Annotated in this window: 16 protein-coding genes and 1 pseudogene; 11 read left to right on the top strand and 6 right to left on the bottom strand. The window is 57.0% G+C overall.

All coding sequences use genetic code 11. The annotated features are described in order from the left end of the window. Positions 1–74 precede the first annotated feature (74 nt). A complete protein-coding gene (degP, locus tag QZQ97_RS14100; RefSeq protein WP_311993985.1) occupies positions 75–1,505 on the top strand; it encodes a serine endoprotease DegP in 1,431 nt (476 codons plus the stop codon). Between the two features lie 177 nt (positions 1,506–1,682). After that, positions 1,683–2,066 (top strand): annotated as a pseudogene (locus QZQ97_RS14095) (sugar diacid recognition domain-containing protein); the annotation flags it as partial. A gap of 28 nt (positions 2,067–2,094) precedes the next feature. On the opposite strand, the gene barA reads toward QZQ97_RS14095, so the two are convergent. Continuing rightward, complete coding sequence (gene barA, locus QZQ97_RS14090; protein WP_311993983.1) at positions 2,095–4,821, bottom strand: two-component sensor histidine kinase BarA; 2,727 nt, start codon at positions 4,819–4,821, stop codon at positions 2,095–2,097. A 67-nt stretch (positions 4,822–4,888) separates the two neighbouring features. Here barA and rlmD point away from each other — a divergent pair, with 67 nt between their 5' ends. The 8 genes from rlmD (at position 4,889) to QZQ97_RS14050 (ending at position 15,951) form a co-directional block, all read left to right on the top strand. Then, positions 4,889–6,238, top strand: a complete 1,350-nt coding sequence (gene rlmD, locus QZQ97_RS14085; RefSeq protein ID WP_311993982.1) for a 23S rRNA (uracil(1939)-C(5))-methyltransferase RlmD — start codon at positions 4,889–4,891, stop codon at positions 6,236–6,238. A gap of 9 nt (positions 6,239–6,247) precedes the next feature. After that, positions 6,248–8,479 carry a GTP diphosphokinase gene (gene relA / locus QZQ97_RS14080; RefSeq protein WP_311993981.1) on the top strand — a complete coding sequence of 744 codons (2,232 nt, stop codon included), beginning with the start codon at positions 6,248–6,250 and terminating at the stop codon, positions 8,477–8,479. Between the two features lie 166 nt (positions 8,480–8,645). Next, positions 8,646–9,440: a nucleoside triphosphate pyrophosphohydrolase gene (gene mazG / locus QZQ97_RS14075; RefSeq protein ID WP_311993980.1), complete on the top strand. Its 795-nt coding sequence runs from the start codon at positions 8,646–8,648 to the stop codon at positions 9,438–9,440. 377 nt (positions 9,441–9,817) lie between these two features. After that, positions 9,818–11,455 (top strand): glutamine hydrolyzing CTP synthase, encoded by a 1,638-nt coding sequence (gene pyrG / locus QZQ97_RS14070; RefSeq protein WP_006317667.1) that lies wholly within the window; start codon positions 9,818–9,820, stop codon positions 11,453–11,455. Between the two features lie 81 nt (positions 11,456–11,536). Beyond that, entirely contained in the window at positions 11,537–12,832 is a 1,296-nt protein-coding gene (eno, locus tag QZQ97_RS14065) for a phosphopyruvate hydratase (protein ID WP_004950218.1), read from the top strand. A gap of 307 nt (positions 12,833–13,139) precedes the next feature. Next, positions 13,140–14,330 (top strand): NAD(P)/FAD-dependent oxidoreductase, encoded by a 1,191-nt coding sequence (locus QZQ97_RS14060; protein ID WP_311993979.1) that lies wholly within the window; start codon positions 13,140–13,142, stop codon positions 14,328–14,330. A 12-nt stretch (positions 14,331–14,342) separates the two neighbouring features. Beyond that, on the top strand, positions 14,343–14,723 hold the full coding sequence (locus QZQ97_RS14055; RefSeq protein ID WP_311993978.1) for a hypothetical protein: 381 nt from the start codon (positions 14,343–14,345) through the stop codon (positions 14,721–14,723). Between the two features lie 37 nt (positions 14,724–14,760). Then, entirely contained in the window at positions 14,761–15,951 is a 1,191-nt protein-coding gene (locus QZQ97_RS14050; RefSeq protein ID WP_311993977.1) for a methionine gamma-lyase, read from the top strand. Between the two features lie 30 nt (positions 15,952–15,981). Here the strand turns inward: QZQ97_RS14050 and QZQ97_RS14045 are convergent, their stop codons facing one another. From QZQ97_RS14045 to QZQ97_RS14030, 4 genes are all read right to left on the bottom strand, one after another. Next, on the bottom strand, positions 15,982–17,373 hold the full coding sequence (locus tag QZQ97_RS14045) for an amino acid permease (RefSeq protein WP_311993976.1): 1,392 nt from the start codon (positions 17,371–17,373) through the stop codon (positions 15,982–15,984). A gap of 100 nt (positions 17,374–17,473) precedes the next feature. Further along, positions 17,474–19,009, bottom strand: a complete 1,536-nt coding sequence (gene hutH, locus QZQ97_RS14040) for a histidine ammonia-lyase (protein WP_311993975.1) — start codon at positions 19,007–19,009, stop codon at positions 17,474–17,476. Further along, complete coding sequence (gene hutU / locus QZQ97_RS14035; RefSeq protein WP_311993974.1) at positions 19,006–20,697, bottom strand: urocanate hydratase; 1,692 nt, start codon at positions 20,695–20,697, stop codon at positions 19,006–19,008. Before hutU ends, hutH begins: the two co-directional genes overlap by 4 nt. Positions 20,698–21,096: 399 nt before the next feature. Continuing rightward, a complete protein-coding gene (locus QZQ97_RS14030) occupies positions 21,097–22,434 on the bottom strand; it encodes an MFS transporter (RefSeq protein ID WP_311993973.1) in 1,338 nt (445 codons plus the stop codon). A gap of 323 nt (positions 22,435–22,757) precedes the next feature. Here QZQ97_RS14030 and queE point away from each other — a divergent pair, with 323 nt between their 5' ends. After that, entirely contained in the window at positions 22,758–23,429 is a 672-nt protein-coding gene (queE, locus tag QZQ97_RS14025) for a 7-carboxy-7-deazaguanine synthase QueE (RefSeq protein WP_311993972.1), read from the top strand. Between the two features lie 29 nt (positions 23,430–23,458). Here the strand turns inward: queE and queD are convergent, their stop codons facing one another. After that, positions 23,459–23,818 (bottom strand): 6-carboxytetrahydropterin synthase QueD, encoded by a 360-nt coding sequence (gene queD / locus QZQ97_RS14020; RefSeq protein ID WP_311993971.1) that lies wholly within the window; start codon positions 23,816–23,818, stop codon positions 23,459–23,461. Between the last annotated feature and the right edge of the window lie 312 nt (positions 23,819–24,130).

The raw sequence follows: 24,130 nt of genomic DNA, 5'->3' as shown, positions 1-24,130 counted from the left end.
TCGGGCTATTAATAAGCTCTGACTATGCACAAAGAACGCAATACTTTCTGAACGACTTTATAAGAGACACACAGATGAAAAAAACCGCATTAGTTCTTAGCGCCCTGGCTTTCAGTATTGGTATGGCGATGGGCCCGATGACGGCCGGCGCCGCAGAAACCGCTTCTTCAAGCACTCAACAACTGCCAAGCCTGGCACCGATGCTGGAAAAAGTGATGCCCTCCGTGGTGAGCATTAACGTTGAAGGCAGCACCACCGTCAACGCGCAAAAGATGCCGCCGCAGTTCCAGCAGTTCTTCGGCGAAGATTCGCCTTTCTGCCAGGACGGTTCGCCGTTCCAGGCTTCGCCGATGTGTCAGGGCGGTGGGCCGGGGGCGCCTGGCCAGGGCACCCAGGAAAAATTCCAGGCGCTGGGCGCCGGGGTGGTGATTGATGCCGCCAAAGGCTACGTGGTGACCAATAACCACGTGGTGGATAACGCCAGTAAAATTCAGGTGCAGCTGAGCGATGGCCGCAAGTTTGACGCCAAGGTGATAGGCAAGGATCCGCGTTCCGATATCGCGCTGATCCAACTGAAAGACTTTAAAAACCTGACGGCAATCAAGATGGCGGATTCCGAGCAACTGCGCGTCGGCGATTACACCGTGGCGATCGGCAACCCGTACGGATTAGGCGAAACCGCGACTTCCGGCATCGTTTCCGCATTGGGCCGCAGCGGGTTGAATATCGAGAACTACGAGAACTTTATCCAGACCGATGCGGCGATTAACCGCGGTAACTCCGGTGGCGCGCTGGTTAACCTGAACGGTGAACTGATCGGCATTAACACCGCGATCCTGGCGCCGGACGGCGGCAACATCGGTATTGGTTTCGCCATCCCGAGCAACATGGTGAAAAACCTGACGGCGCAAATGGTTGAGTTCGGCCAGGTGAAACGCGGCGAGCTGGGCATTATGGGCACCGAGTTGAACTCCGAACTGGCGAAAGCGATGAAGGTGGATGCCCAGCGCGGTGCCTTTGTCAGCCAGGTGATGCCGAAATCCTCCGCCGCCAAGGCGGGTATCAAGGCCGGTGACGTTATCGTCACCATGAACGGTAAAGCCATCTCCAGCTTTGCCTCGTTCCGTGCGGAAATCGGCACGCTGCCGGTCGGCAGCAAAATGTCGCTGGGCATCATTCGCGACGGCAAACCGGTAACCGTGGACGTCACGCTGGAGCAAAGCGCCCAGACTCAGGTTGAGTCCGGCAATATCTATACCGGCATCGAAGGGGCCGAGCTGAGCAATGCCCAGGCCGGCAGTCAGAAAGGCGTGAAGGTGGATAACGTCAAAGCCGGCAGTGCCGCTGCGCGTATCGGCCTGAAAAAAGGCGATATTATCCTCGGGGTTAATCAGCAGCCTATCCAGAACCTGGGCGAACTGCGCAAAATTCTCGACAGCAAGCCGTCGGTGCTGGCGTTGAACATCCAACGCGGCGATACCCAGTTGTATCTGTTGATGCAGTAATTTCTTCCGCTCTCCGCTTTCAAGGCACGCCACGGCGTGCCTTTTTTACGTCGTGAAACTGTGAGCCTTGCCGCGACTTCAGCAATGGCCGCCAAGCTTTGTGCAACTGCACAATGTGCCTGACGATCGCCGTCGGTATGCTGAAGAATTGGCACCTTTCGGGCAGGAGAAAACGGCATGTCGGAATACCATCTCGATGGCAAGCTGGCGCAAGAGATCGTTGCGCGCACCATGCAAATCATCGACAGCAATGTCAATGTGATGGACGCGCGCGGCAAGGTTATCGGCAGCGGCGATCGTGAGCGGGTGGGGGAGTTGCACGAAGGTGCGCTGCTGGTGCTGTCACAGGCGCGGGTGGTGGATATTGACGAAGCGGTGGCGCGTCACCTGCATGGCGTGCGCCCCGGCGTTAATCTGCCGCTGCGTATTGACGGGCGCATCGTCGGGGTCATCGGCCTGACCGGTAACCCTGGCCAACTGCGGCAGTATGGCGAGCTGGTTTGCATGACCGCCCGCCATATTGCGGCGACCATCAGGCTGTCGCAGCAGATAAGATATAGGTTCCGCTAATCCTGCTGAGGGGTAACCCTCAGCTTGTCGCTGGGGGATCGCTCTCCAGATGGCTGCGGGCCGCCTGGCTCACCAGTTCGATCTCATCCAGCAGTTCCAGCCATTCCGGCTCCAGCTCCTCGTTGCCGACGCCCTTGCGCAACTGCTGTTCAAGATAGAAGCACAGCTGCTTCAGGCGCGGCACGCCACTGTAGCTGCAACTGCCGTGCAATTTATGGATCAAATCGAGAATGCTGTCGTCTGGGGTGCCGTCCAGCACCGCCTGTACCCGTTCGCTGACTTGCGGCAGGAAGTCGAGCAGCATCTGCAACAGGTCGCGCGCCAAATCCTGTTTGTTCGCCGCCTGGCGCAACGCCAGCGGCCAGTCTAACGACAGCAACGGCTCGGCGGCCGGTTCGCCGCTGTAATAACGGGCCAGCACGCGGGTAAGCATCGCTTCGTCAATAGGTTTGGCCAGATAGTCATCCATCCCCGCTTGCAGCAAATGCTCGCGCTCGCCGCTCACCGCATGGGCGGTAACCGCGACGATCGGCGTAGAGTTGTGGTGCGGCAGTTGGCGGATCAGTTCGCTGGTGCGGATACCGTCGATATTCGGCATTTGGATATCCATCAGGATCAGATCCAGCACGTTATCGCGCGCCAGCGCCAGCGCCTCCTCCCCACTTTCGCACAGCAGGGTCTTTTCCACCTGCTCGGCCAACAGGGTGCCAATCAGCTTCAGGTTGGCCGGGTTGTCGTCGACCGCCATCACCGTCAGCGGCAGGCGTTTGCGTTCCGGGGCGGGGAGCAGGCGTTGCGGGGTTTCCATGCGCAGCAGCGGGAACAGGCGGTTGCTGGTGATCGGTTTGATCAGGCAGCCGATAGCGCCCTGTTGCTTAAGCTGTTCGGCGTTGATCTGCGACTGGCAGGGCAGCGCCAAAATCACCCGACCGGCGATATTCAATGCCGCTTTCAGCTTGCTTTCGTGCTGTGCCAGGTTATCGCGGAACGGGATCGGTACCCCCACCAGCAGGAAGTCGTAATCTTTTTTCGGTAACTGAGCCAGGGTCGGCGAATGGGTGATCACCAGCGAGGTCACGCTCAGCATGTTGAGCGTGGCTTCCGCCGCCATCGGGTTGGCCTCGATATACCCCAGCGTTTTGCCTCGCAGGTCCGGCAGACTTGGCGGCAGCGACAGCATGCCTTCGTGCAACTCAAGAGTGATATGGAACCAGAAGGTCGAACCGCGGTTCAACTGGCTGTGGAAGCAGATATCGCCGCCCATCTCTTTCACCAGTTTTTGGGTGATCACCAGCCCCAGGCCGGTGCCACCGTGGCGGCGTGAAATGCTGGCGTCCGCCTGACGGAACGCCTGGAACAGCTGCGACTGCTGCCGTTCGGAAATGCCGATGCCCGTGTCATGAATTTGCACTTCAAGCTCGACCTGGTGATCTTGCAGGCCACGCAGCTCGACGCGAATATCGATGTTGCCGGTTTCGGTAAATTTGATCGCGTTACCCAGCAGATTGGTGATGATCTGTTGCAACCGCAACGAGTCGCCGATCACTTGCTCCGGCACATCGTTATGCACGTCCAGCGTCAGTTCCAACCCTTTCTCGTGAGCGCTGGGCGCCAGCAACACAATCACTTCGTCCAGCGTTTCACGCAGCGAGAACGGAATGTGTTCCAGCACCAGCTTGCCGGCTTCCAGCTTGGAGAAGTCCAGCACGTCGTTGATGATGGTCAACAGGTTGTTGGCCGAGCGTTCGATGGTTTGCAGATAATCGGTTTGGGTAACGCTCATCTCGGTTTTCAGCATCTGCCGCGTAAAGCCAATCACGCCGTTGAGCGGGGTGCGCAGCTCATGCGACATGTTCGCCAGAAACTCGGATTTGATGCGCGCCGCTTCCTGAGCGCGTTTTTTCGCCAGATCCAGCTCGACGTTCTGGATCTCCATCTGCTCCAGCGTTTCACGCAGGTCTGAGGTGGCCTGATCGATATTCTGTTGCATCTCCTCGTGATAGGCGGTCAACGACATCGCCATCGAGTTGATGCCGTTCTTCAACATATGCAGTTCGCCGAGCATAAAGCCTTCGACGCGGCTGTCGAGCTGGCCGCGGCGAATGCGGTCAACGGTGTTCACCATATTGCGGATCGGGCCGGTAACGTCGCGCATCAGACGGTAAGCGAACAGGATGGCGATGCACATGCACAGCAGCAACAGAAGGGTGGAGATAAACACCTCTTTATACTGCTGCAACCGCACCGACTGCAGATCCAGTTCGATCGCCACATAACCCAGATTATTGTCCTGCGGCACCGGGTCGGTGGCGTTTTGATCCGGGTACTGGCTTTCCGACAGGATCGGCGTGCGCAGGATCAATGAGTTGCCGCGCCGCGTCAGCATCAGATCGGTGGGCATTGGCACACCTTTCGGCAGCTGCAACTGGGCAAAATTGTGATGATAATTGGAGGTGACAAACAGATTATTCTGCGCATCGAACACCGTAATTGAACGCACAATATCTGAATGACGGCGATGCAACAGGCTGACCAACTGCCTGACCGACTCGCGGCTGCGGAATGTCATGCCGTACTCGCTGGCCACCGCCAGGGGTTCGATAATGCTGGCACCGGCATCAACCAACTGTTCTTGCAGCTCATTGTAACGGTGCACCACGAAGAAGGTGCTGAGCAGCAGACCAATCAACAGCGTTGGGGCCAGAATCAGGATCATCATGCGCGCACGCAAGCTGTATTTGGTCATGGGATTCCAATGTGGGAGAATTGCCGGACACTCTCTACTTTAATGAACCAGCACTCAATCGACAAATATGGCGCAATTCTACTCTCCCAAACGCCGCGTGACGACCCGGCAAAGCCTACAAATATTAACCGTAACGGTGAGCGACCTCGATCCCTTTGGCCAGGGCGTGGCGCGCCACAACGGCAAAGCGGTGTTTGTGCCGGGAGTGTTGCCGGGCGAGCAGGCGGAAATCCAGCTGACGGAAGAAAAAAGCAAGTTTGCCAAAGGCCGCTTGAAGCGCCTGTTGAACCGCAGCCCGCAACGTGTGGAGCCTCGCTGTCCGCACTTTGGCGTTTGCGGCGGTTGCCAGCAGCAGCACGCAGATGAAAGCCTGCAACAGCAGAGCAAATCTGCCGCGCTGGTGCGCATGATCGCCCGCGAAACCGGCATTACGCCACAGCAGGAGCCGGTGATCGCCGGCCCGCAATACGGATACCGTCGCCGCGCCCGTCTGGGGCTGATGTGGCAACCCAAGCAGCAACAACTGGTGATGGGGTTTCGCCAGGCGGCTTCCAGCGATCTGGTGCAGGTGACGCAGTGCCCGGTCCTTCATCCAGAGCTGGAACATTTGCTGACGCCGCTGCGCGCCTGTCTGAATGGGCTGCACGCCGCCCGGCGTCTGGGGCATGCCGAGCTGGTGCAGGCGGACAATGGCCCGTTGTTGGTTTTACGGCATCTGGACGCGTTGAAAGACGACGATCGCCAGGCATTGCAGGCGTTTGCGCAGCAAAAAAACGTAACGATTTATTTGGCGCCGGACAGCGACAGGGTCGAAAAACTGTGCGGCGAAACGCCGTATTATCAGGTCGACGGGCTACGCTTAGACTTCAGCCCGCGCGACTTTATTCAGGTCAATGACACAGTAAATCAGCAAATGGTGGCTCAGGCCCTTGAATGGCTCAACGTTCAGCCCAATGATCGGGTATTGGATCTGTTCTGCGGCATGGGCAATTTTACCCTGCCGCTGGCGCGACGCGCCGCTGCGGTGGTGGGGATAGAAGGAGTTGCCACGCTGGTAGCGAATGGGCAATATAATGCACATAAGAATAAACTGAATAATGCCGCCTTCTTCCATGAAAATCTGGAAGACGACGTTGAGCGGCAACCTTGGGCAGCACAAGGATTTGATAAAGTGATGCTGGATCCTGCCCGTGCGGGTGCGGCCGGCGTGATGTCACATATTGTAAAACTGGCGCCAGAGCGGGTGGTTTACGTTTCTTGTAACCCCACCACGCTGGCACGCGACAGCAAAATATTGCTGGATGCCGGTTATCGTCTTGCACGTGTGCGGATGTTGGATATGTTTCCGCATACGGGGCATCTTGAGTCAATGGCGCTGTTTATCAACGATAACACGCCTGGGGTCGCTGCAAAGTAGGGAGAGGGTATGGTTGCGGTAAGAAGTGCACATCTGAACACGGCTGGTGAATTTGCTCTCGACGAGTGGATTGCCAGCTTGGGGCTACCTAACCCGCAGTCATGTGAGCGATTAGCCGCAACCTGGCGCTACTGTGAGCAACAGACCCAGAACCATCCCGACGCGTCGCTGCTGTTGTGGCGCGGGTTGGAAATGGTGGAAATCCTCTCCACGCTGAGCATGGACAACGACAGCATGCGCGCCGCGCTGCTGTTCCCGTTGGTGGATGCCGGCATCGTGCCGGAAGAAACCCTGACCGAAGAGTTTGGCAAGGGCATCACCTACCTGGTGCATGGCGTGCGCGATATGGACGCCATCCGCCAACTGAAAGCCACTCAGAACGACTCCATGGCCTCCGAACAGGTCGACAACGTGCGCCGCATGCTGTTGGCGATGGTGGAGGATTTCCGCTGCGTGGTGATCAAGCTGGCGGAGCGTATCGCCCACCTGCGTGAAGTGAAGGATGCGCCGGAAGACGAGCGCGTGCTGGCGGCAAAAGAGTGTTCGAATATCTATGCGCCGCTGGCCAACCGCCTCGGCATCGGGCAGCTGAAATGGGAACTGGAGGATTTCTGCTTCCGTTACCTGCACCCGGATGAATACAAGCGTATCGCCAAGCTGCTGCACGAACGCCGCATCGATCGCGAACAGTTTATCGACGACTTCGTCGCCTCGCTGCGCAATGCGATGGGCGACGAGGGCATCAAAGCGGATATCTACGGCCGCCCGAAACATATCTACAGCATCTGGCGCAAAATGCAGAAGAAGGCGCTGGCCTTCGACGAGCTGTTTGACGTGCGCGCGGTGCGTGTGGTGGTCGAACGCTTGCAAGATTGCTATGCGGCGCTGGGGATTGTGCATACCCACTTCCGCCATCTGCCGGATGAGTTCGACGACTACGTCGCCAACCCGAAACCCAACGGCTATCAGTCGATCCACACCGTGGTGCTGGGCCCGCGCGGCAAAACGCTCGAAATCCAGATCCGTACCCGCCAGATGCATGAAGACGCGGAACTGGGCGTGGCCGCGCACTGGAAATACAAAGAGGGCGCGGTAGCGACGGTACGCTCAGGCTATGAAGAACGTATCGCCTGGCTGCGCAAACTGATCGCCTGGCAGGAAGAGATGGCGGACTCCGGCGAGATGCTCGACGAGGTGCGCAGCCAGGTATTCGACGATCGGGTGTACGTGTTTACCCCGAAAGGCGACGTGGTGGATCTGCCGGCCGGCTCCACGCCGCTCGACTTTGCCTATCATATCCACAGCGACGTCGGCCACCGCTGCATCGGCGCCAAGATTGGCGGGCGTATCGTGCCGTTTACCTATCAGCTGCGGATGGGCGATCAGATTGAAATCATCACCCAGAAGCAGCCGAACCCGAGCCGCGACTGGCTGAACCCGAACCTGGGCTACGTCACCACCAGCCGTGGCCGCTCCAAGATCCATAACTGGTTCCGCAAGCAGGATCGCGACAAGAACATCCTCGCCGGCCGCCAGATGCTGGACAGCGAGCTGGAGCACCTTGGCATCAGCCTGAAAGAAGCCGAGAAACTGCTGATCCCGCGTTACAACATGAATTCGCTGGATGAAGTGCTGGCGGCGATTGGCGGCGGTGATATCCGTCTGAATCAGATGGTGAACTTCCTGCAAGGCAAGTTCAACAAGCCGAGCGCTGAGGAACAGGATCGCGAAGCGTTGCGCCAACTGGTGCAGCATAAAACGCCGCCGCCGAGCCGCAGCAAGGACAACGGCCGGGTGGTGGTGGAAGGGGTAGGCAACCTGATGCACCACATTGCCCGCTGCTGTCAGCCGATCCCGGGCGACGACATTGTCGGCTTTATCACCCAGGGGCGCGGCATCTCCATCCACCGTGCGGACTGTGACCAACTGGTGGATTTGCAGTCGCACGCGCCGGAACGCATCGTTGACGCGGTGTGGGGCGAAAGCTATTCCAGCGGTTATTCGCTGGTGGTGCGGGTGATGGCCAACGATCGCAGCGGCCTGCTGCGCGACATCACCACCATTTTGGCCAATGAAAAGGTCAACGTGCTGGGCGTGGCCAGCCGGAGCGACACCAAAAAGCAGCTGGCGACCATCGATATGGACATCGAAATCTACAACCAGCAGGTGCTCGGCCGGGTGCTGGCCAAACTTAATCAGCTGCCGGATGTGATTGACGCCAAACGCCTGCACGGCAGCTAAATCCCCTGCGTCTTTCGAGCCGTATCGTTGTTGGCTGCGGAACGTACATCCCTACAAGCTCTTGGGGATTTACGTTCTTGCCGCCTGAACACGACTCGAAATCCATGGGGTATTCATACTATAGGGCATAATAATCCGTGCCCGTCCTTTTGTCAGAGATGCCAATATGACCCCCTCTTTTCCGCTGCAACGCTTACTGAACATCATGAAAACACTGCGCGATCCGCAAGCGGGCTGCCCGTGGGATCGTAAGCAAACCTTTGCCACCATCGCGCCCTACACGCTGGAAGAAACCTACGAAGTGCTGGACGCCATTGAGCGTCAGGACTACGCCGATCTGCGCGACGAGTTGGGCGATCTGCTGTTCCAGGTGGTGTTTTACGCCCAGATGGGCCAGGAGCAAGGGTTGTTCGACTTCGATGACGTGTGCAACGCCATCAGCGATAAGCTGGAACGACGCCACCCACATATTTTCGGCGATGCCGATGCAACAGACAGCGAAGCCGTTGCGGCGCGCTGGGAGCAGTTGAAGGCCGGCGAACGCGCAGAGAAAGAACTGCATTCGGCGCTGGATGATATCCCGCAGGCGTTACCGGCGCTGATGAAGGCGCACAAAATCCAGAAGCGTTGCGCCTCGGTCGGCTTCGACTGGCATACCCTGGGGCCGGTACTGGACAAAGTGTACGAAGAGATCGACGAAGTCATGCACGAAGCCCGGCAAGCGGTGGTCGACGAACAAAAGCTGGAAGAAGAAATTGGCGATTTGCTGTTTGCTACGGTGAATTTATCGCGCCATCTCGGGCACAAGGCGGAAAACGCGCTGCAGGCGGCCAACCGCAAGTTCGAACGCCGTTTCCGGCAGGTGGAAGAGATTGTCAAACAGCGCGGGCTGCAGATGGGAGAGGCTACGCTGGAACAGATGGAAGAGGCCTGGCAACAGGTTAAACGTCAGGAAAACTAATTCCGGGCGGCGTTGTCCTAAAGTTGTTCGATGCGGGTCGCAATGTTGATCGGCGACAAGGTTCGCTCAAGCTGAAACGGTTAAGCTTGAGCCCTGGTTTGCTGAACGACGAGAGATCGGCAATAAAATGCCAACAAACTGAAATTTAAGGCGTTTTATTGTCATGAAAGGGCGGTAAAAGAAAATTTTCCATGCTAACTCATTGTTTTAAAAAGGCAGTAAGCAAGGTGCCGACGGATTAAACCCTGATGAACTCCCGGTGGTGACAGAGATGATGGACAGTAAAACGATCGTTTGTAGGTCTGAAGAGGTTCGGGTATACTACTTTCCCGTCTTGGTACTTCCATCGTCTTTAAACCTAAACTCTCAGGTTCAGCATGACAACTAATTATATTTTTGTGACCGGCGGGGTCGTATCCTCTCTGGGTAAAGGCATTGCCGCAGCCTCTCTGGCGGCTATTCTTGAAGCCCGTGGCCTCAACGTTACCATCATGAAACTGGACCCGTACATCAACGTGGATCCGGGCACCATGAGCCCGATTCAGCATGGGGAAGTTTTCGTCACCGAAGACGGGGCAGAAACCGATCTGGATTTGGGCCACTACGAGCGCTTCATCCGCACCAAAATGTCGCGCCGCAACAACTTCACCACGGGTCGCATTTACTCCGACGTTCTGCGTAAAGAACGCCGTGGCGACTACCTGGGTGCCACCGTACAGGTTATCCCGCACATCACCAACGCGATCAAAGAACGCATCCTCGAAGGCGGCGAAGGCCACGACGTGGTGTTGGTGGAAGTCGGCGGTACCGTCGGCGATATCGAATCGCTGCCGTTCCTGGAAGCCATCCGTCAGATGGCGGTCGAAGTGGGCCGTGAGCACACCCTGTACATGCACCTGACGCTGGTGCCGTACCTGGCCGCCGCCGGTGAAGTGAAAACCAAACCTACCCAGCATTCCGTAAAAGAGCTGCTTTCTATCGGTATTCAGCCTGATGTGCTGATTTGCCGTTCTGATCGCACCGTTCCTGCTAACGAACGCGCGAAAATCGCACTTTTCTGCAACGTGCCGGAAAAAGCGGTTATCTCTCTGAAAGACGTTGATTCTATTTATAAAATCCCAGGCCTCTTGAAATCTCAGGGCTTGGACGATTATATTTGTAAACGATTCAGCCTCAATGCACCGGAAGCTAACCTGATCGAATGGGAACAGGTGATTTCCGAAGAAGCCAATCCGGGCGGCGAAGTGACCATCGGTATGGTGGGCAAATATGTCGAACTGCCGGATGCGTATAAGTCGGTGATTGAAGCCTTGAAACACGGCGGCCTGAAAAATCGTCTGACCGTGAACATCAAGCTGATCGACTCGCAGGATGTCGAAACCCGCGGTGTGGAAGTGCTGAAAGGTCTGGACGCGATTCTGATCCCGGGCGGCTTTGGCTACCGTGGCGTAGAAGGCAAGGTGATGACCGCGCGTTATGCGCGTGAAAACAACATCCCTTATCTGGGCATCTGCCTGGGTATGCAGGTGGCGCTGATGGAGTTCGCCCGCAACGTAGCGGGTATGGAGAACGCCAACTCAACCGAGTTTGTGCCAGACTGCAAGTATCCGGTAGTCGCGTTGATCACCGAATGGCGTGACGAAGACGGCAACGTTGAAGTGCGCACTGAAGAAAGCGATTTGGGCGGCACGATGCGTGTCGGTGGCCAGCAATGCCACCTGACCGACAATAGCCTGGTGCGCCAGATGTACGGCGAACCGACCATTGTTGAACGTCATCGCCACCGTTATGAAGTCAACAACATGCTGTTGAAGCAGATCGAAGCCGCCGGGCTGCGTGTTGCCGGCCGTTCTGCAGACAACAAGCTGGTTGAGATTATTGAACTGCCGAATCACCCGTGGTTTGTAGCTTGTCAGTTCCACCCGGAATTTACTTCAACGCCGCGTGATGGTCATCCGCTGTTCACCGGTTTTGTGAAGGCCGCTGGCGAGCACCAGAAGCGCCAGGTGAAATAAAATATTTGGTAAGCGGCGCGCGGTGAGAACCGCGCGTTGTTTGTCTGGAGTTTTAGTTTAACTTGTACTGAGGAAAACCTAATGTCCAAAATCGTTAAAGTCATCGGTCGTGAAATCATCGACTCCCGCGGTAACCCGACTGTTGAAGCCGAAGTGCATCTGGAAGGCGGTTTCGTAGGTCTGGCTGCTGCGCCGTCAGGTGCTTCTACCGGTTCCCGTGAAGCACTGGAACTGCGTGACGGTGACAAGTCTCGTTTCCTGGGTAAAGGCGTACTGAAAGCCGTTGCTGCAGTAAACGGCCCGATTGCTCAGGCAGTACTGGGTAAAGATGCCAAAGACCAGGCTAACATCGACAAGATCATGATCGACCTGGACGGCACTGAAAACAAATCCCAATTCGGTGCAAACGCCATTCTGGCGGTTTCCCTGGCTGCTGCCAAAGCGGCTGCTGCCTCCAAAGGCATGCCGCTGTATGAGCACATCGCTGAACTGAACGGCACCCCAGGCAAATTCTCTATGCCACTGCCTATGATGAACATCATCAACGGCGGCGAGCACGCTGACAATAACGTCGACATTCAGGAATTCATGATTCAGCCTGTTGGCGCGAAGACCCTGAAAGAAGCCGTTCGCATCGGTTCTGAAGTGTTCCATCACCTGGCGAAAGTGCTGAAGGCCAAAGGCCTGAACACCGCTGTCGGTGACGAAGGCGGCTACGCGCCAAACCTGGGTTCCAACGCCGAAGCGCTGGCTGTTATCGCAGAAGCGGTAAAAGCGGCAGGTTACGAGCTGGGCAAAGACGTGACCCTGGCGATGGACTGTGCAGCTTCCGAGTTCTACAAAGACGGTAAATACGTTCTGGCCGGCGAAGGCAACAAAGCCTTCACTTCCGAAGAGTTCACTCACTTCCTGGAAGACCTGACCAAACAGTACCCAATCGTGTCCATCGAAGATGGTCTGGACGAATCTGACTGGGCTGGTTTCGCATACCAGACCAAAGTGCTGGGCGACAAAATCCAGCTGGTGGGCGACGACCTGTTCGTTACCAACACCAAGATCCTGAAAGAAGGCATCGATAAAGGCATCGCTAACTCCATTCTGATCAAATTCAACCAGATCGGTTCTCTGACCGAAACTCTGGCTGCTATCAAGATGGCGAAAGACGCAGGCTACACCGCGGTGATCTCTCACCGTTCAGGTGAAACCGAAGACGCAACCATCGCCGACCTGGCGGTAGGTACTGCGGCTGGCCAGATCAAAACCGGTTCCATGAGCCGTTCTGACCGCGTTGCTAAATACAACCAACTGATCCGTATCGAAGAAGCGTTGGGCGACCGCGCACCGTTCAATGGCCTGAAAGAAGTTAAAGGTCAGTAATAACGGCTTGGTTCGTTGCTAAATAAAAACCCGCTGCGGCGGGTTTTTTTATCGCCGTTTTTCAGCATTCATGATTTACGGGATTTATAATGTGTTATTTATTGGTGTTGAATTAATATTTTAATGGTGATTTTTAACTCTATAATTTAATTATAATAATAAAATTCCTGTTTATAAATTCCATTTTTAATTGCTTTATATCTTTTAGTTACTAGACTGCCTGTAAGGCAGAGCTATTACCCGTTTTCCTGCCTCCGTGAGTTTCTTGGCAGAATAGCTACCCTATGGGTGGCTGGGAGAGGTCTTGATGCGGAACAGGATTGTGATTGTCGGCGGTGGAACCGGTGGGACGATATTGGCCAATTTACTGGCCACTAAATTGCATCGGGAGATAGTGAATAATAAAGTTGAGTTATTAATGATTTCGGACTCTCCGATTCATTATTATAAACCGGCATTTATGTACGTGGCATTTAACGCCTTTTTCAAACAGGAGTTAATACGCCCGCAACACAGTTTGCTGAGCCCGGAAATTAAGTTTGTCGTTGATAAAGCGGAGCGGTTCGATTTATCTCAGCGGGTGATCCATACCCGCAGCGGCAAACAGTATGCGTACGATTTCCTGGTGTTTGCCACCGGTTGCGTACCTTGGCCTGAGCGTATCGAGGGGTTAGCGCAGGCGGGGGATCATTTCTATCAATATCAGGCTGCCCGGCAGTTGGCGCAAAAGCTGGCGACGATCGAAAAAGGCCGCATCTTTATTACCGTTTCCTTCCCTGAAACGCCCAACGTACCGCATCAATGCGGCATTGCGCCGATAGAAACTACCCTGATGCTGGATGATTATCTGCGGCGGCGCGGTGTGCGCAAGGCGGTGGAAATCGTTTACACCTATCCGACAATTTCCCAGTTACTGCGTAATTGCCTGTTCTTGCAGCGCCCTACCGGTGAAGCGCTGCCTGCCATATTTGCGGCACGCGATATCCGCCATCAGCGTGGCTTTACCCTCAGCAGGGTGGATGAGCGACGGAAAATAGCGTACTCCGCCGAAGGCGAGGAGCAGCCGTTCGACATACTGATGGCCACGCCGCCGATCCGTGCGGTCGAAGCGGTACGCAATACCGGGCTGAGCGATATTAAAAATGGAGAAGGCTGGTTGCCGACCGATCACCAGACGCTGCAGGTGTACGGCCAGCAGGGAGTATATGTGATCGGCGATACCGTGGATCTCCCGGTCAGCAAGGCCGGCGGCTCCTGCCACAATCAGGCTCCGGTGATTGCCGATAACATTGTGGCTGAACTGAGGCTGGGTCAAACCGTCAGCCACTACGACGGCAAGGTGCAGGCAATCGCCCAGATGGGGCTGCATGCCGGTATGCCGCTGGTTTATGACTACCGACATGATGTGCTGCCGACGCCGCCGACCAAGGTGGGAGGTATGCTGCGCAACGGGTTTAACCGCGGTCTGTATTGGGCGACGGTCCGCGGGCTGATATAACGAGGGCGACTGATGAACTCACCTGAAAATGAATCCCTGACGGCATTGCTGGAGAAGCTGGAACCGCTGCTGGCCGGCGGGCGGCTCGATAACGTGGTCGATCTGCTGTCGCTGTTGTCAGATGGGGTGGATATTGCGGATAACGCGCTGGTGGAAAAGCTGGCCGGCCTATTTGAAGGCGTCGTAGCCGTAGGATGGGAAGGTGGCATGGCGTTGCGGATGGCGCACACGGAACTGCAGCTGGATCCGCGGCCTGCCCATTTTCGTTCGCTGTATGCCTTATTGCGTCAGCCGGATACCTTGTTGGGCCTGATGTTGGTGCTGCGTACCTTGCAAATCATCGGTGGGCGCATACGTACCGGCACGTTGCCGCCTGACACCATTGTTGAATAACGGGAATTGTTTTTACTCAATCAGGTAAGGAGCTGTTATGTCTGCCACTATCCGGCACGCCTTTGCCACACGTGCGATCCACCACGGCTACGATCCCCAGCAATATCTGGGGGCGCTTTGCCCACCGGTCTTTATGAGTTCGACCTTTGCCTTCCCCACGGCGGAATACGGCGGTGCCTGCTTTGCCGGCAGTGAGCCGGGCTATTTTTATTCGCGTATCGCCAACCCGACGCTAAACCTGCTGGAACAGCGGATAGCCAATCTGGAGGGCGGGGAGGCGGCGGTGGCGTTTTCTTCCGGCATGGGGGCGATAACCGCCTGTTGCTGGACGCTGCTGGCGCCGGGAGACGAGTTGATCGTCGATGAAACCATCTATGGCTGCACTTTCAGCTATTTTCATCAGGGTCTGGCGCGTTTTGGCGTCAAGATTACGCACGTCGATCTGACGCGGCCGGAAAAACTGGCCGCAGCCATAGGTCCACGTACCCGTTTGGTGTACTGCGAAACGCCGGCCAACCCCAATATGCGGTTGATCGATATCGCCGCCGTGGCGGAGATTACCCATCGGCAGCAGGCGCTGTTGCTGGTGGACAACACGTATTGCACGCCCTATCTGCAACAGCCGTTGGCGCTCGGGGCGGACATCGTGGTGCATTCCGCCACCAAATATATCGGTGGCCACGGGGATTTGCTGGCGGGATTGGTGGTGACCACTCAGGATCTGGCGCAGAATATCCGGCTGGTGGGACTGAAGGATATGAACGGAGCTGTATTGTCGGCGCAGGATGCCGCACTGTTGCTGCGTGGTCTGAAGACGCTACCGCTTCGCATGGAACGCCACTGCGACAACGCCGAACGGCTGGCGGAGATGCTGGCGCAACATCCGGCGGTGGAGCGGGTTGACTATCCCGGCCTCGAAACCTTCCCGCAGTACGCATTGGCGCAGCGACAGATGACGCGGCCGGGCGGTATGCTGGCGTTCGAGCTCAAGGGCGGCATGGCGGCGGGCATCCACTTCCTCAATGCGCTGCGGTTGATACTGCGAGCGGTCAGTTTGGGTGACTGTGAAAGCCTGGCGCAACACCCGGCCAGCATGACCCACTCTGCCTACAGCGCCGAAGAGCGGCAGCGCCATCATATCAGCGACGGGCTGATTCGCTTGTCGGCGGGCCTGGAGGACATAGAAGATTTGCGCGCCGATATCGAACAGGCGCTGGCGCAGGTGTGATAAAAAACCCGCCTGTGGCGGGTTTAAGCGTTAATACTGCGGTGAGGTCGTGACGGGTGAACCCCCGCCTTTTTTACGCACCCACAACCAGTATGCCAGGGTAAGGAAAGCCACCCACACCAGCCCGACGTACAGGGCGATGCGGCTATCCTCGAAGTAGCCGAGCAGGCCAATGACGAACAGCATGAACACTGTTGCCAGCGCCGGCGCTATCGGCCACCAGGGAACCGGGAAACTCAGTTTGCTGACCTCCTGCGGCGACAGGGTACGGCGCATGGCGATCTGCGACAGCAGGATCATCAGCCACACCCAGACGGTAGCGAAGGTAGCGATGGAGGCGATGATCATAAACACCTGTTTTGGCATCAGGTAGTTAAGCACCACGCCCAGCAGCAGGGCGACAGACATCACCAGCACCGTCATCCAGGGCACGCCGTTGGCGGTCAGTTTGGAGAAACTTCTCGGCGCCTGACCATCCTGCGCCATGCCGTACATCATGCGGCCGGCGCCGAAGATGTCGCTGTTGATGGCGGAAATGGCGGCGGTGATCACCACCACGTTCAACACGTTGGCGGCGGAGCTGATGCCCAGATTGCTGAAGATCTCCACAAACGGGCTGCCGTTTTGGCCGATGCTGTTCCACGGATAGATGGCCATCAGCACCAGCAGCGTCAGCACATAGAACAGCAGGATACGCACCGGTACCGCATTGATCGCTTTCGGCAATACCTTCGCTGGGTCTTTCGCCTCGCTGGCGGTGATGCCGATGATCTCAATGCCGCCGAAAGCGAACATCACTACCGCCAGCGAAGCGATCACGCCGCCGATGCCGTTAGGCATAAAGCCACCGTGCTGCCACAGATTGCTAAAGCCGGTAGCATGCTGGGTCTGGCCGAAACCAAACAGCATCACCGCCGCGCCGCCGACGATCATCGCCACGATAGCCGCGACCTTGATCAGCGACAGCCAGAACTCCATCTCGCCGAACACTTTTACGCTGCACAGGTTGAGCGCGCCGATAAACATGATAATGCTGAGCACCCACACCCACTGGGCGACATCCGGGAACCACAGCCCCATATAGATGCCGAACGCGGTGACGTCCGCCAGGGCGACGATCACCATTTCGAAGGTATAGGTCCAGCCGGTGAGGAAACCGGCCAGCGGGCCAAGATAGTGGCTCGCGTAGTGGCCGAACGAACCGGAAACCGGTTGATGCACCGCCATTTCACCCAGCGCGCGCATGACCATAAACACCGCCGCGCCGCCGACCAGATAAGCCAGCAGCACGGCCGGACCGGCCAGTTGGATCGCCCCGGCAGAGCCGTAGAACAGGCCGGTACCTATGGCTGAGCCGAGTGCCATAAAGCGGATATGCCGCGCGTTTAATCCGCGTCTGAGTTGTGTTGTTTCGTTACGCATGTTGCTTCCCGTTGAGTTTTTATTGCCGAACAGGCACGCGCTATCCGCACCGGGTGGAACGCACCCGGTGGGACAGAACAAACTGCGTGGTAGGTTTTATTTATGCCTGGCTAGGCAGCAGCGCTGCTGGCATCAGCGATGTCAGATGACCGGCCGCCAACAGCAGGCTGGCGGCTTCAATGTCGGGGGCGAAGAAACGATCCTTGTCGTAGTAACTGACGTGTTCACGCAGCGTGCGGCGCGCCTGCTCCAGGGCTTCCGATGTTTTCAGGCCCTTGCGCAGATCCAGCCCCTGACAGGCGGCCAGCCACTCGACGGCTAAAATGCCGCGAACGTTATCCGCCATTTCCCACAGGCGGCGGCCTGCGGCAGGCGCCATGGAGACATGGTCTTCCTGGTTGGCGGAGGTCGGGATACTGTCGACGCTGGCCGGGTGGGCCAGCGCCTTGTTCTCGCTGGTCAGCGCCGCGGCGGTCACTTGGGCTATCATAAAGCCGGAGTTTACGCCGCCGTTGTCCACCAGGAAGGGCGGCAGCTGCGACATGTGTTTATCCATCATCAGCGAGATACGGCGTTCGGACAGCGAGCCGATTTCGGCAAACGCCAACGCCAGGTTGTCGGCGGCCATGGCTACCGGTTCGGCATGGAAGTTACCGCCGGACAGCACGTCGCCCTGCTCGGCGAACACCAGCGGGTTGTCGGACACCGCGTTGGCTTCGATCTCCAGCACTTCGCTGGCCTGGCGGATCTGCGTCAGGCAGGCGCCCATGACTTGCGGCTGGCAGCGCAGGGAATAAGGATCCTGCACTTTCTCGCAGTTACGGTGCGAATCGGACACTTCGCTGCGTTCGCCGAGCAGATGGCGGTAGGCGGCGGCGGCGTCGATCTGGCCACGCTGGCCGCGCACCGCATGGATACGCGCGTCAAATGGGCTGCGTGAACCCAGAGCGGCTTCCACCGTCAGGCTGCCGGTGACCGTAGCCGCAGCGTACAGATCTTCCGCGTCGAACAGGCCGCGCAGGGCAAAGGCGGCGGAAACCTGGGTGCCGTTCAGCAGCGCCAGGCCTTCTTTGGCGGCCAGCGTCAGCGGCTTCAGGCCCGCTTTGGCCAGCGCCTCGGTGGCAGGTAGCCATTCGCCCTGATAACGGGCCTTGCCTTCACCCAGCAGCACCAGGCTCATGTGAGCCAGCGGCGCCAGGTCACCGGAGGCGCCAACGGAGCCTTTCAATGGAATGTGCGGATAAACTTCTGCATTCACCAGCGCCATCAGCGCCTGGATCACTTCCAGACGGATGCCGGAGAAGCCGCGCGACAGGCTGTTGATTTTCAGCACCATGATCAGGCGCACCAGGTTGTCGTCGGTCGGTGCGCCAACGCCGGCGGCGTGGGACAGTACGATCGAACGCTGCAGGTTTTCCAGATCTTCACGGGCGATGCGGGTGGATGCCAGCAGGCCGAAACCGGTATTGATGCCGTAAGTGGTGCGGTTTTCCTCGACGATGCGTTCTACGCAGGCGACGCTTTGCTGAATGTCGGCGTAGGCGCTGTCGTCAAGCTGAAGGCTAACCGGATGTTGATAAACCTCACGCAGTTGCGCCAGCGTCAGTTGGCCTGGGCGAATAGTCAGCGCTTTCATGCTTTGCCTCCTTGGGTGGCGGCGACCATCGGCAGGTTCAGGCCCTGCTCGCGGGCGCATTCGATGGCGATGTCGTAACCGGCATCGGCATGACGCATGACACCGGTAGCCGGATCGTTATGCAATACGCGGGCGATACGCTCGGCGGCTTCATCGGTGCCGTCGCAAACGATGACCATGCCGGAATGCTGCGAGAAGCCCATGCCGACGCCACCGCCGTGGTGCAAAGAAACCCAGGTCGCGCCGCTGGCGGTATTCAGCAGGGCGTTGAGCAGCGGCCAGTCGGATACGGCGTCTGAGCCGTCTTTCATCGATTCGGTTTCGCGGTTCGGGCTGGAAACCGAGCCGGAGTCCAGGTGATCGCGGCCAATCACGATCGGCGCAGACAGTTCACCGCTGCGTACCATCTCGTTGAACGCCAGGCCCAGCTTGGCGCGCTGGCCCAGACCGACCCAGCAGATACGCGCCGGCAGCCCCTGGAAGCTGATGCGCTCGCGCGCCATATCCAGCCAGTGGTGCAGATGCTCGTCATCCGGGATCAACTCTTTAACTTTAGCGTCGGTTTTGTAGATGTCCTGCGGATCGCCGGACAGCGCAGCCCAGCGGAACGGGCCTACGCCGCGGCAGAACAACGGGCGAATATAGGCCGGCACGAAGCCCGGGAAGTCGAAGGCGTTGCTGACGCCCATTTCTTTCGCCATCTGGCGGATGTTGTTGCCGTAGTCGAAGGTCGGCACGCCCATCTTCTGGAAGGCCAGCATGGCTTCCACGTGTTCGGCCATTGATTGCTTGGCGGCGATGACTACCTGCGCAGGCTCGGTCTGTGCGCGCTGGCGGTATTCTTCCCAGCTCCAGCCCTTCGGCAGGTAGCCGTTCAACGGGTCATGAGCGCTGGTCTGGTCGGTGACCATGTCAGGACGCACGCCACGGCGCACCAATTCCGGCAGGATATCCGCTGCGTTGCCGTACAGGGCGATGGAGATGGCTTTGCCTTCGGCGGTGTATTTCTTGAGGCGTGCCAGCGCGTCGTCCAGATCCTTGGCCTGTTCATCGACGTAGCGGGTTTTCAAACGGAAATCGATGCGGCTCTGCTGGCATTCGATGTTCAGCGAACTGGCACCGGCCAACGTGGCAGCCAGTGGCTGAGCGCCGCCCATGCCGCCCAGACCTGCGGTCAGTACCCAGCGGCCTTTCAGGCTGCCGTCGTAATGCTGGCGGCCGGCTTCCACGAAGGTCTCGTAAGTACCCTGCACGATGCCCTGGCTGCCGATGTAGATCCAGCTACCGGCGGTCATCTGGCCGTACATGGCCAGGCCTTTGGCATCCAGTTCGTTAAAGTGTTCCCAGGTGGCCCAATGCGGCACCAGGTTGGAGTTGGCGATCAGCACGCGCGGCGCGTTGCTGTGGGTTTTAAATACGCCGACCGGCTTGCCGGATTGCACCAGCAGCGTTTCGTCGTCTTCCAGCGTTTTCAGGGTGGCGACAATTTTGTCGTAGCAATCCCAGTCACGCGCGGCACGGCCAATACCGCCGTACACCACCAGTTCATGCGGGTTTTCCGCTACTTCAGGATCGAGGTTGTTCATCAGCATGCGCAGCGGCGCTTCGGTCAGCCAGCTTTTTGCATTTAATTGTGTGCCGCGTGGCGCGCGTACATCGACATGGCGAACTTTGTTATTTGCAGTCACAGCATTTTCCTCAAACAGTATCGGTGCAGATTCCATAACGCGGTGGGGTTAATCACCACGCCATAACAATGCGTAGGGATTATTAACATATACTTGTATGTACAAGCATATGCAACACTGACCAGTGAACGGCTTAAATGGCATAAGAGAAAGTTATTTATGTTTATTATCAAATAGATGATTTTGTTTTTGGGGCTTGGGTCATTAGGTTGGCGCAGGAGAACAGTGAGCTATTCAACAAAAATGAATTAAAAATGGGTCATTTTTGAGCGTTAAATCACAATAATTTTACATGCCCATTACAAGTTTGTGGCGGTGATAAAAAAATCATATCGATGAAAGCAAAATGCTCACCATGATGGGACACATGAATATATCCCATCATGGCGGGCGTCAGCCTTATGCTGCCGGTTGCAGCGCCACTTTTCGGGTCATTTTGAATACCGTAGCGATGGCGGCGATCAACGCCGGCACGCACAGGAACATCAGGATGCTTTGCACTTCCCAGTGCATGGCCAGCAATTGCGCGCCCATCATGGTGCCCGCAACGCCCCCAAAGCGGCCGATGCCCTGCATCCAGGCGATACCGGTGGCGCGGCTGTGGGTAGGGTAAAAGGTGGCGGCCAGCGTTTGCAGGCCGGATTGCGCGCCGTTCATGGTGATACCCATCAGGAAGATAAAGGCACCCAGCAGCACGATATGGCTGTCCTCGGTCGCCATCGCCACAATCAGCAGGGCGGTAATGACAAAACCGCTCGACACTACTTTATGGGCGTTCCAGCGGTCCATCAGCCAGCCGGCCACCAGAATGCCCAGGGTGCCGCCGAAGGTGAACAGCGAGGTCAGAATGGCCGACTGTTCAAGCGGGTAACCCAGCCCCTGCATCAGGATCGGCATCCAGCTCAGCAGAACGTAATAAATCACCAGCCCCATGAAGTAGGTCAGCCACAGCATCAGTGTGCCGATCAGATAAGGACGGGTGAACAGCAGGCCGACGCTGGTTTTTGACTGAGCCAGCTTCTCTTCATACAGATAGAAACGCGTGACGTTATCAATATTCTGGCTGACAAACCGTTGGGCGATGCGCCTGATTTTCATCGCATCCTTGCCGCGGTTCACCATGTACTTCACCGATTCCGGCAGGAACAGGATCAATAATACCGTCAGGATCAGCGGAGCTATTGCCCCCAGCAGCAGCACGCTGTGCCAGCCATAGGCCGGGATCAGCCATGATGAGATGGCGCCGCCGCCGGCGGCGCCCAGCGGGAAACCGCAGTACATGGTGTTAATCGCCATCGAACGGCAGCGCTGCGGCGCATATTCGGAAATGAGCGTGATGGCGTTCGGCATCGCTGCGCCCAGGCCCAGCCCGGTCAGAAAGCGCCACAGCGTCAGGCTGTTGAGCGAGCCGGCATAGGCGGTGGCCAGGCTGGACAGGCCGAAGAACAGGCACGAAAACACCAACACCCGCTTGCGGCCGATGCGATCGGAGATTGGCCCGGCCACCAGTGCGCCGAGTGACAACCCCAGCAGCGCGGCGCTCAGCACCGGACCGAGATCCTGTTTCACAATTCCCCAATCTTTGGCGACTGAAGGGGCGATATAACCCATTGCCGCAGTGTCAAAGCCATCGATGGCAAGGATCAGGAATCCCAAAATGATCAAGGTCCAATGAAACAGCGAGAATTTGCTGTCGTCGATGGCCTGCTGAATATTCAACTCGGTGGAATGAGCCATGGCACCCTCTAAACGCAGATGTGATATTGGTGGATGTACTGCCGGAACTGATGCCCGGCTTGTGCTTGCCTGTATATACATCTGCGCCGCGGCGGTTCATGTCAAATATATTTGTCTGATTTGTTATCTGTATGTTGTTTTTACGCCGCAGGATGCATCGCCAATGCGGCGGCTGACGCCGATAAACGTAATAAATTAAGCAGATAGGCGGTGGGATAGGCTGAGCTACGTGCAGAAGATAAAATTTAATACAATTTAGCCGGTTTGGTTGCCGGGCCGTAATCTGAGATAATCGCTTTTTTCCTATCCTGATTGAGAAACCGATGCAGTACCCGATTAATGAAATGTTCCAAACCTTGCAGGGCGAAGGCTTTTTTACCGGCGTTCCGGCCATTTTTATCCGCCTGCAGGGCTGCCCGGTAGGATGCAGCTGGTGCGATACCAAACATACCTGGGAAAAGGAAGCCAATCGGGAAGTGGATATGCAGCGGATCCTGGTAAAAACCGAAGAGAGCGACGCCTGGGGCAGCGCCAGTGCGGAGCAACTGCTTGCGGTTATCCGTCAGCAGGGCTATACCGCACGTCACGTGGTGATCACCGGCGGCGAGCCGTGTATTTACGATTTGACCCCGCTGACCCAACTGCTGGAAGACAACGGCTATGGCTGCCAAATTGAAACCAGCGGTACCCATGAGGTCCGGTGCTCGGCGAAAACCTGGGTGACGGTTTCCCCCAAGGTGAATATGCGCGGCGGCATGAAGGTATTGGATCAGGCTTTGCGGCGTGCGGATGAGGTGAAGCATCCGGTTGGACGCGAGCGTGATATTGAAGCGCTGGATGCGCTGCTGGCGACGCTGCACGATGAAAAACCGCGGATTATCGCGCTGCAACCGATCAGTCAGAAAGAAGAGGCGACCCGCCTGTGCATTGAAACCTGCATCGCGCGCAACTGGCGCCTGTCGATGCAGACGCATAAGTATTTGAATATTGCTTAAAATTCAGGGCGCTATAAAGCGCCCTTTCTTCAACCTTTATAGACGCATCCCGCGCTGCAGGTTTCTTTCACCATGACCGCATTCAGTTCCGGCAGCTGGGGTTTAAGCTGTTGCCAGATCCAGGCGGCGAGCACTTCGCTGGTGGGATTTTCCAATCCTGGAATATCGTTCAGATAATGGTGATCCAGGCGCTCCCAGATCGGGGAGAACACGGCTTTAAGCTCGGCGAAATCCATCACCCATCCGGTGTGCGCATCCACTTCACCGGTCACTTCCAGACGCACCATAAACGAATGCCCGTGCAGACGGCCGCATTTATGGCCCTCCGGCACATGCGGCAAACGGTGTGCGGCTTCAAACTGAAAATCTTTAAACAGCGTGGTTGCCATTATTACGGCCTCATTGACTCAAAAACCGCCGCATAGTACCGGAAAGTGCGCCTGCTTGCCATTTATACCGCTTTAGTCTACCTGTGCACCCTTTAACCGGCGTTAACACTTTTTTTGTTTGGTCCGCGCAGCACCTATCGGATGGGGTAATCAGCGGTAAATGCGATTCATTCAAAAAACGTCAAAAAAAGGGATTTATTATCAACAAGATAAAAAACGCTCTTTAGCGTTTTAACCGTTATCCCTTACCAGAAAAACTGCTTAGTCATTTTGGTTATTATTTATTGCTATCCCTTATTTAATCGTTGCTAT

The sequence above is a fragment of the Serratia sp. root2 genome, from assembly GCF_031931805.1.
In the GTDB taxonomy this organism is placed as follows: Bacteria; Pseudomonadota; Gammaproteobacteria; order Enterobacterales; family Enterobacteriaceae; genus Serratia; species Serratia inhibens.
This window is presented reverse-complemented; position numbering and strand designations above follow the sequence as displayed.

Excerpts from the sequence above, each read along its gene's own strand:
- degP (WP_311993985.1), top strand. The coding sequence starts at position 75 with ATGAAAAAAACCGCATTAGTTCTTAGCGCCCTGGCTTTCAGTATTGGT.
- barA (WP_311993983.1), bottom strand. The coding sequence starts at position 4,821 with ATGACCAAATACAGCTTGCGTGCGCGCATGATGATCCTGATTCTGGCC.
- rlmD (WP_311993982.1), top strand. The coding sequence starts at position 4,889 with ATGGCGCAATTCTACTCTCCCAAACGCCGCGTGACGACCCGGCAAAGC.
- relA (WP_311993981.1), top strand. The coding sequence starts at position 6,248 with ATGGTTGCGGTAAGAAGTGCACATCTGAACACGGCTGGTGAATTTGCT.
- mazG (WP_311993980.1), top strand. The coding sequence starts at position 8,646 with ATGACCCCCTCTTTTCCGCTGCAACGCTTACTGAACATCATGAAAACA.
- pyrG (WP_006317667.1), top strand. The coding sequence starts at position 9,818 with ATGACAACTAATTATATTTTTGTGACCGGCGGGGTCGTATCCTCTCTG.
- eno (WP_004950218.1), top strand. The coding sequence starts at position 11,537 with ATGTCCAAAATCGTTAAAGTCATCGGTCGTGAAATCATCGACTCCCGC.
- QZQ97_RS14060 (WP_311993979.1), top strand. The coding sequence starts at position 13,140 with ATGCGGAACAGGATTGTGATTGTCGGCGGTGGAACCGGTGGGACGATA.
- QZQ97_RS14055 (WP_311993978.1), top strand. The coding sequence starts at position 14,343 with ATGAACTCACCTGAAAATGAATCCCTGACGGCATTGCTGGAGAAGCTG.
- QZQ97_RS14050 (WP_311993977.1), top strand. The coding sequence starts at position 14,761 with ATGTCTGCCACTATCCGGCACGCCTTTGCCACACGTGCGATCCACCAC.
- QZQ97_RS14045 (WP_311993976.1), bottom strand. The coding sequence starts at position 17,373 with ATGCGTAACGAAACAACACAACTCAGACGCGGATTAAACGCGCGGCAT.
- hutH (WP_311993975.1), bottom strand. The coding sequence starts at position 19,009 with ATGAAAGCGCTGACTATTCGCCCAGGCCAACTGACGCTGGCGCAACTG.
- QZQ97_RS14030 (WP_311993973.1), bottom strand. The coding sequence starts at position 22,434 with ATGGCTCATTCCACCGAGTTGAATATTCAGCAGGCCATCGACGACAGC.
- queE (WP_311993972.1), top strand. The coding sequence starts at position 22,758 with ATGCAGTACCCGATTAATGAAATGTTCCAAACCTTGCAGGGCGAAGGC.
- queD (WP_311993971.1), bottom strand. The coding sequence starts at position 23,818 with ATGGCAACCACGCTGTTTAAAGATTTTCAGTTTGAAGCCGCACACCGT.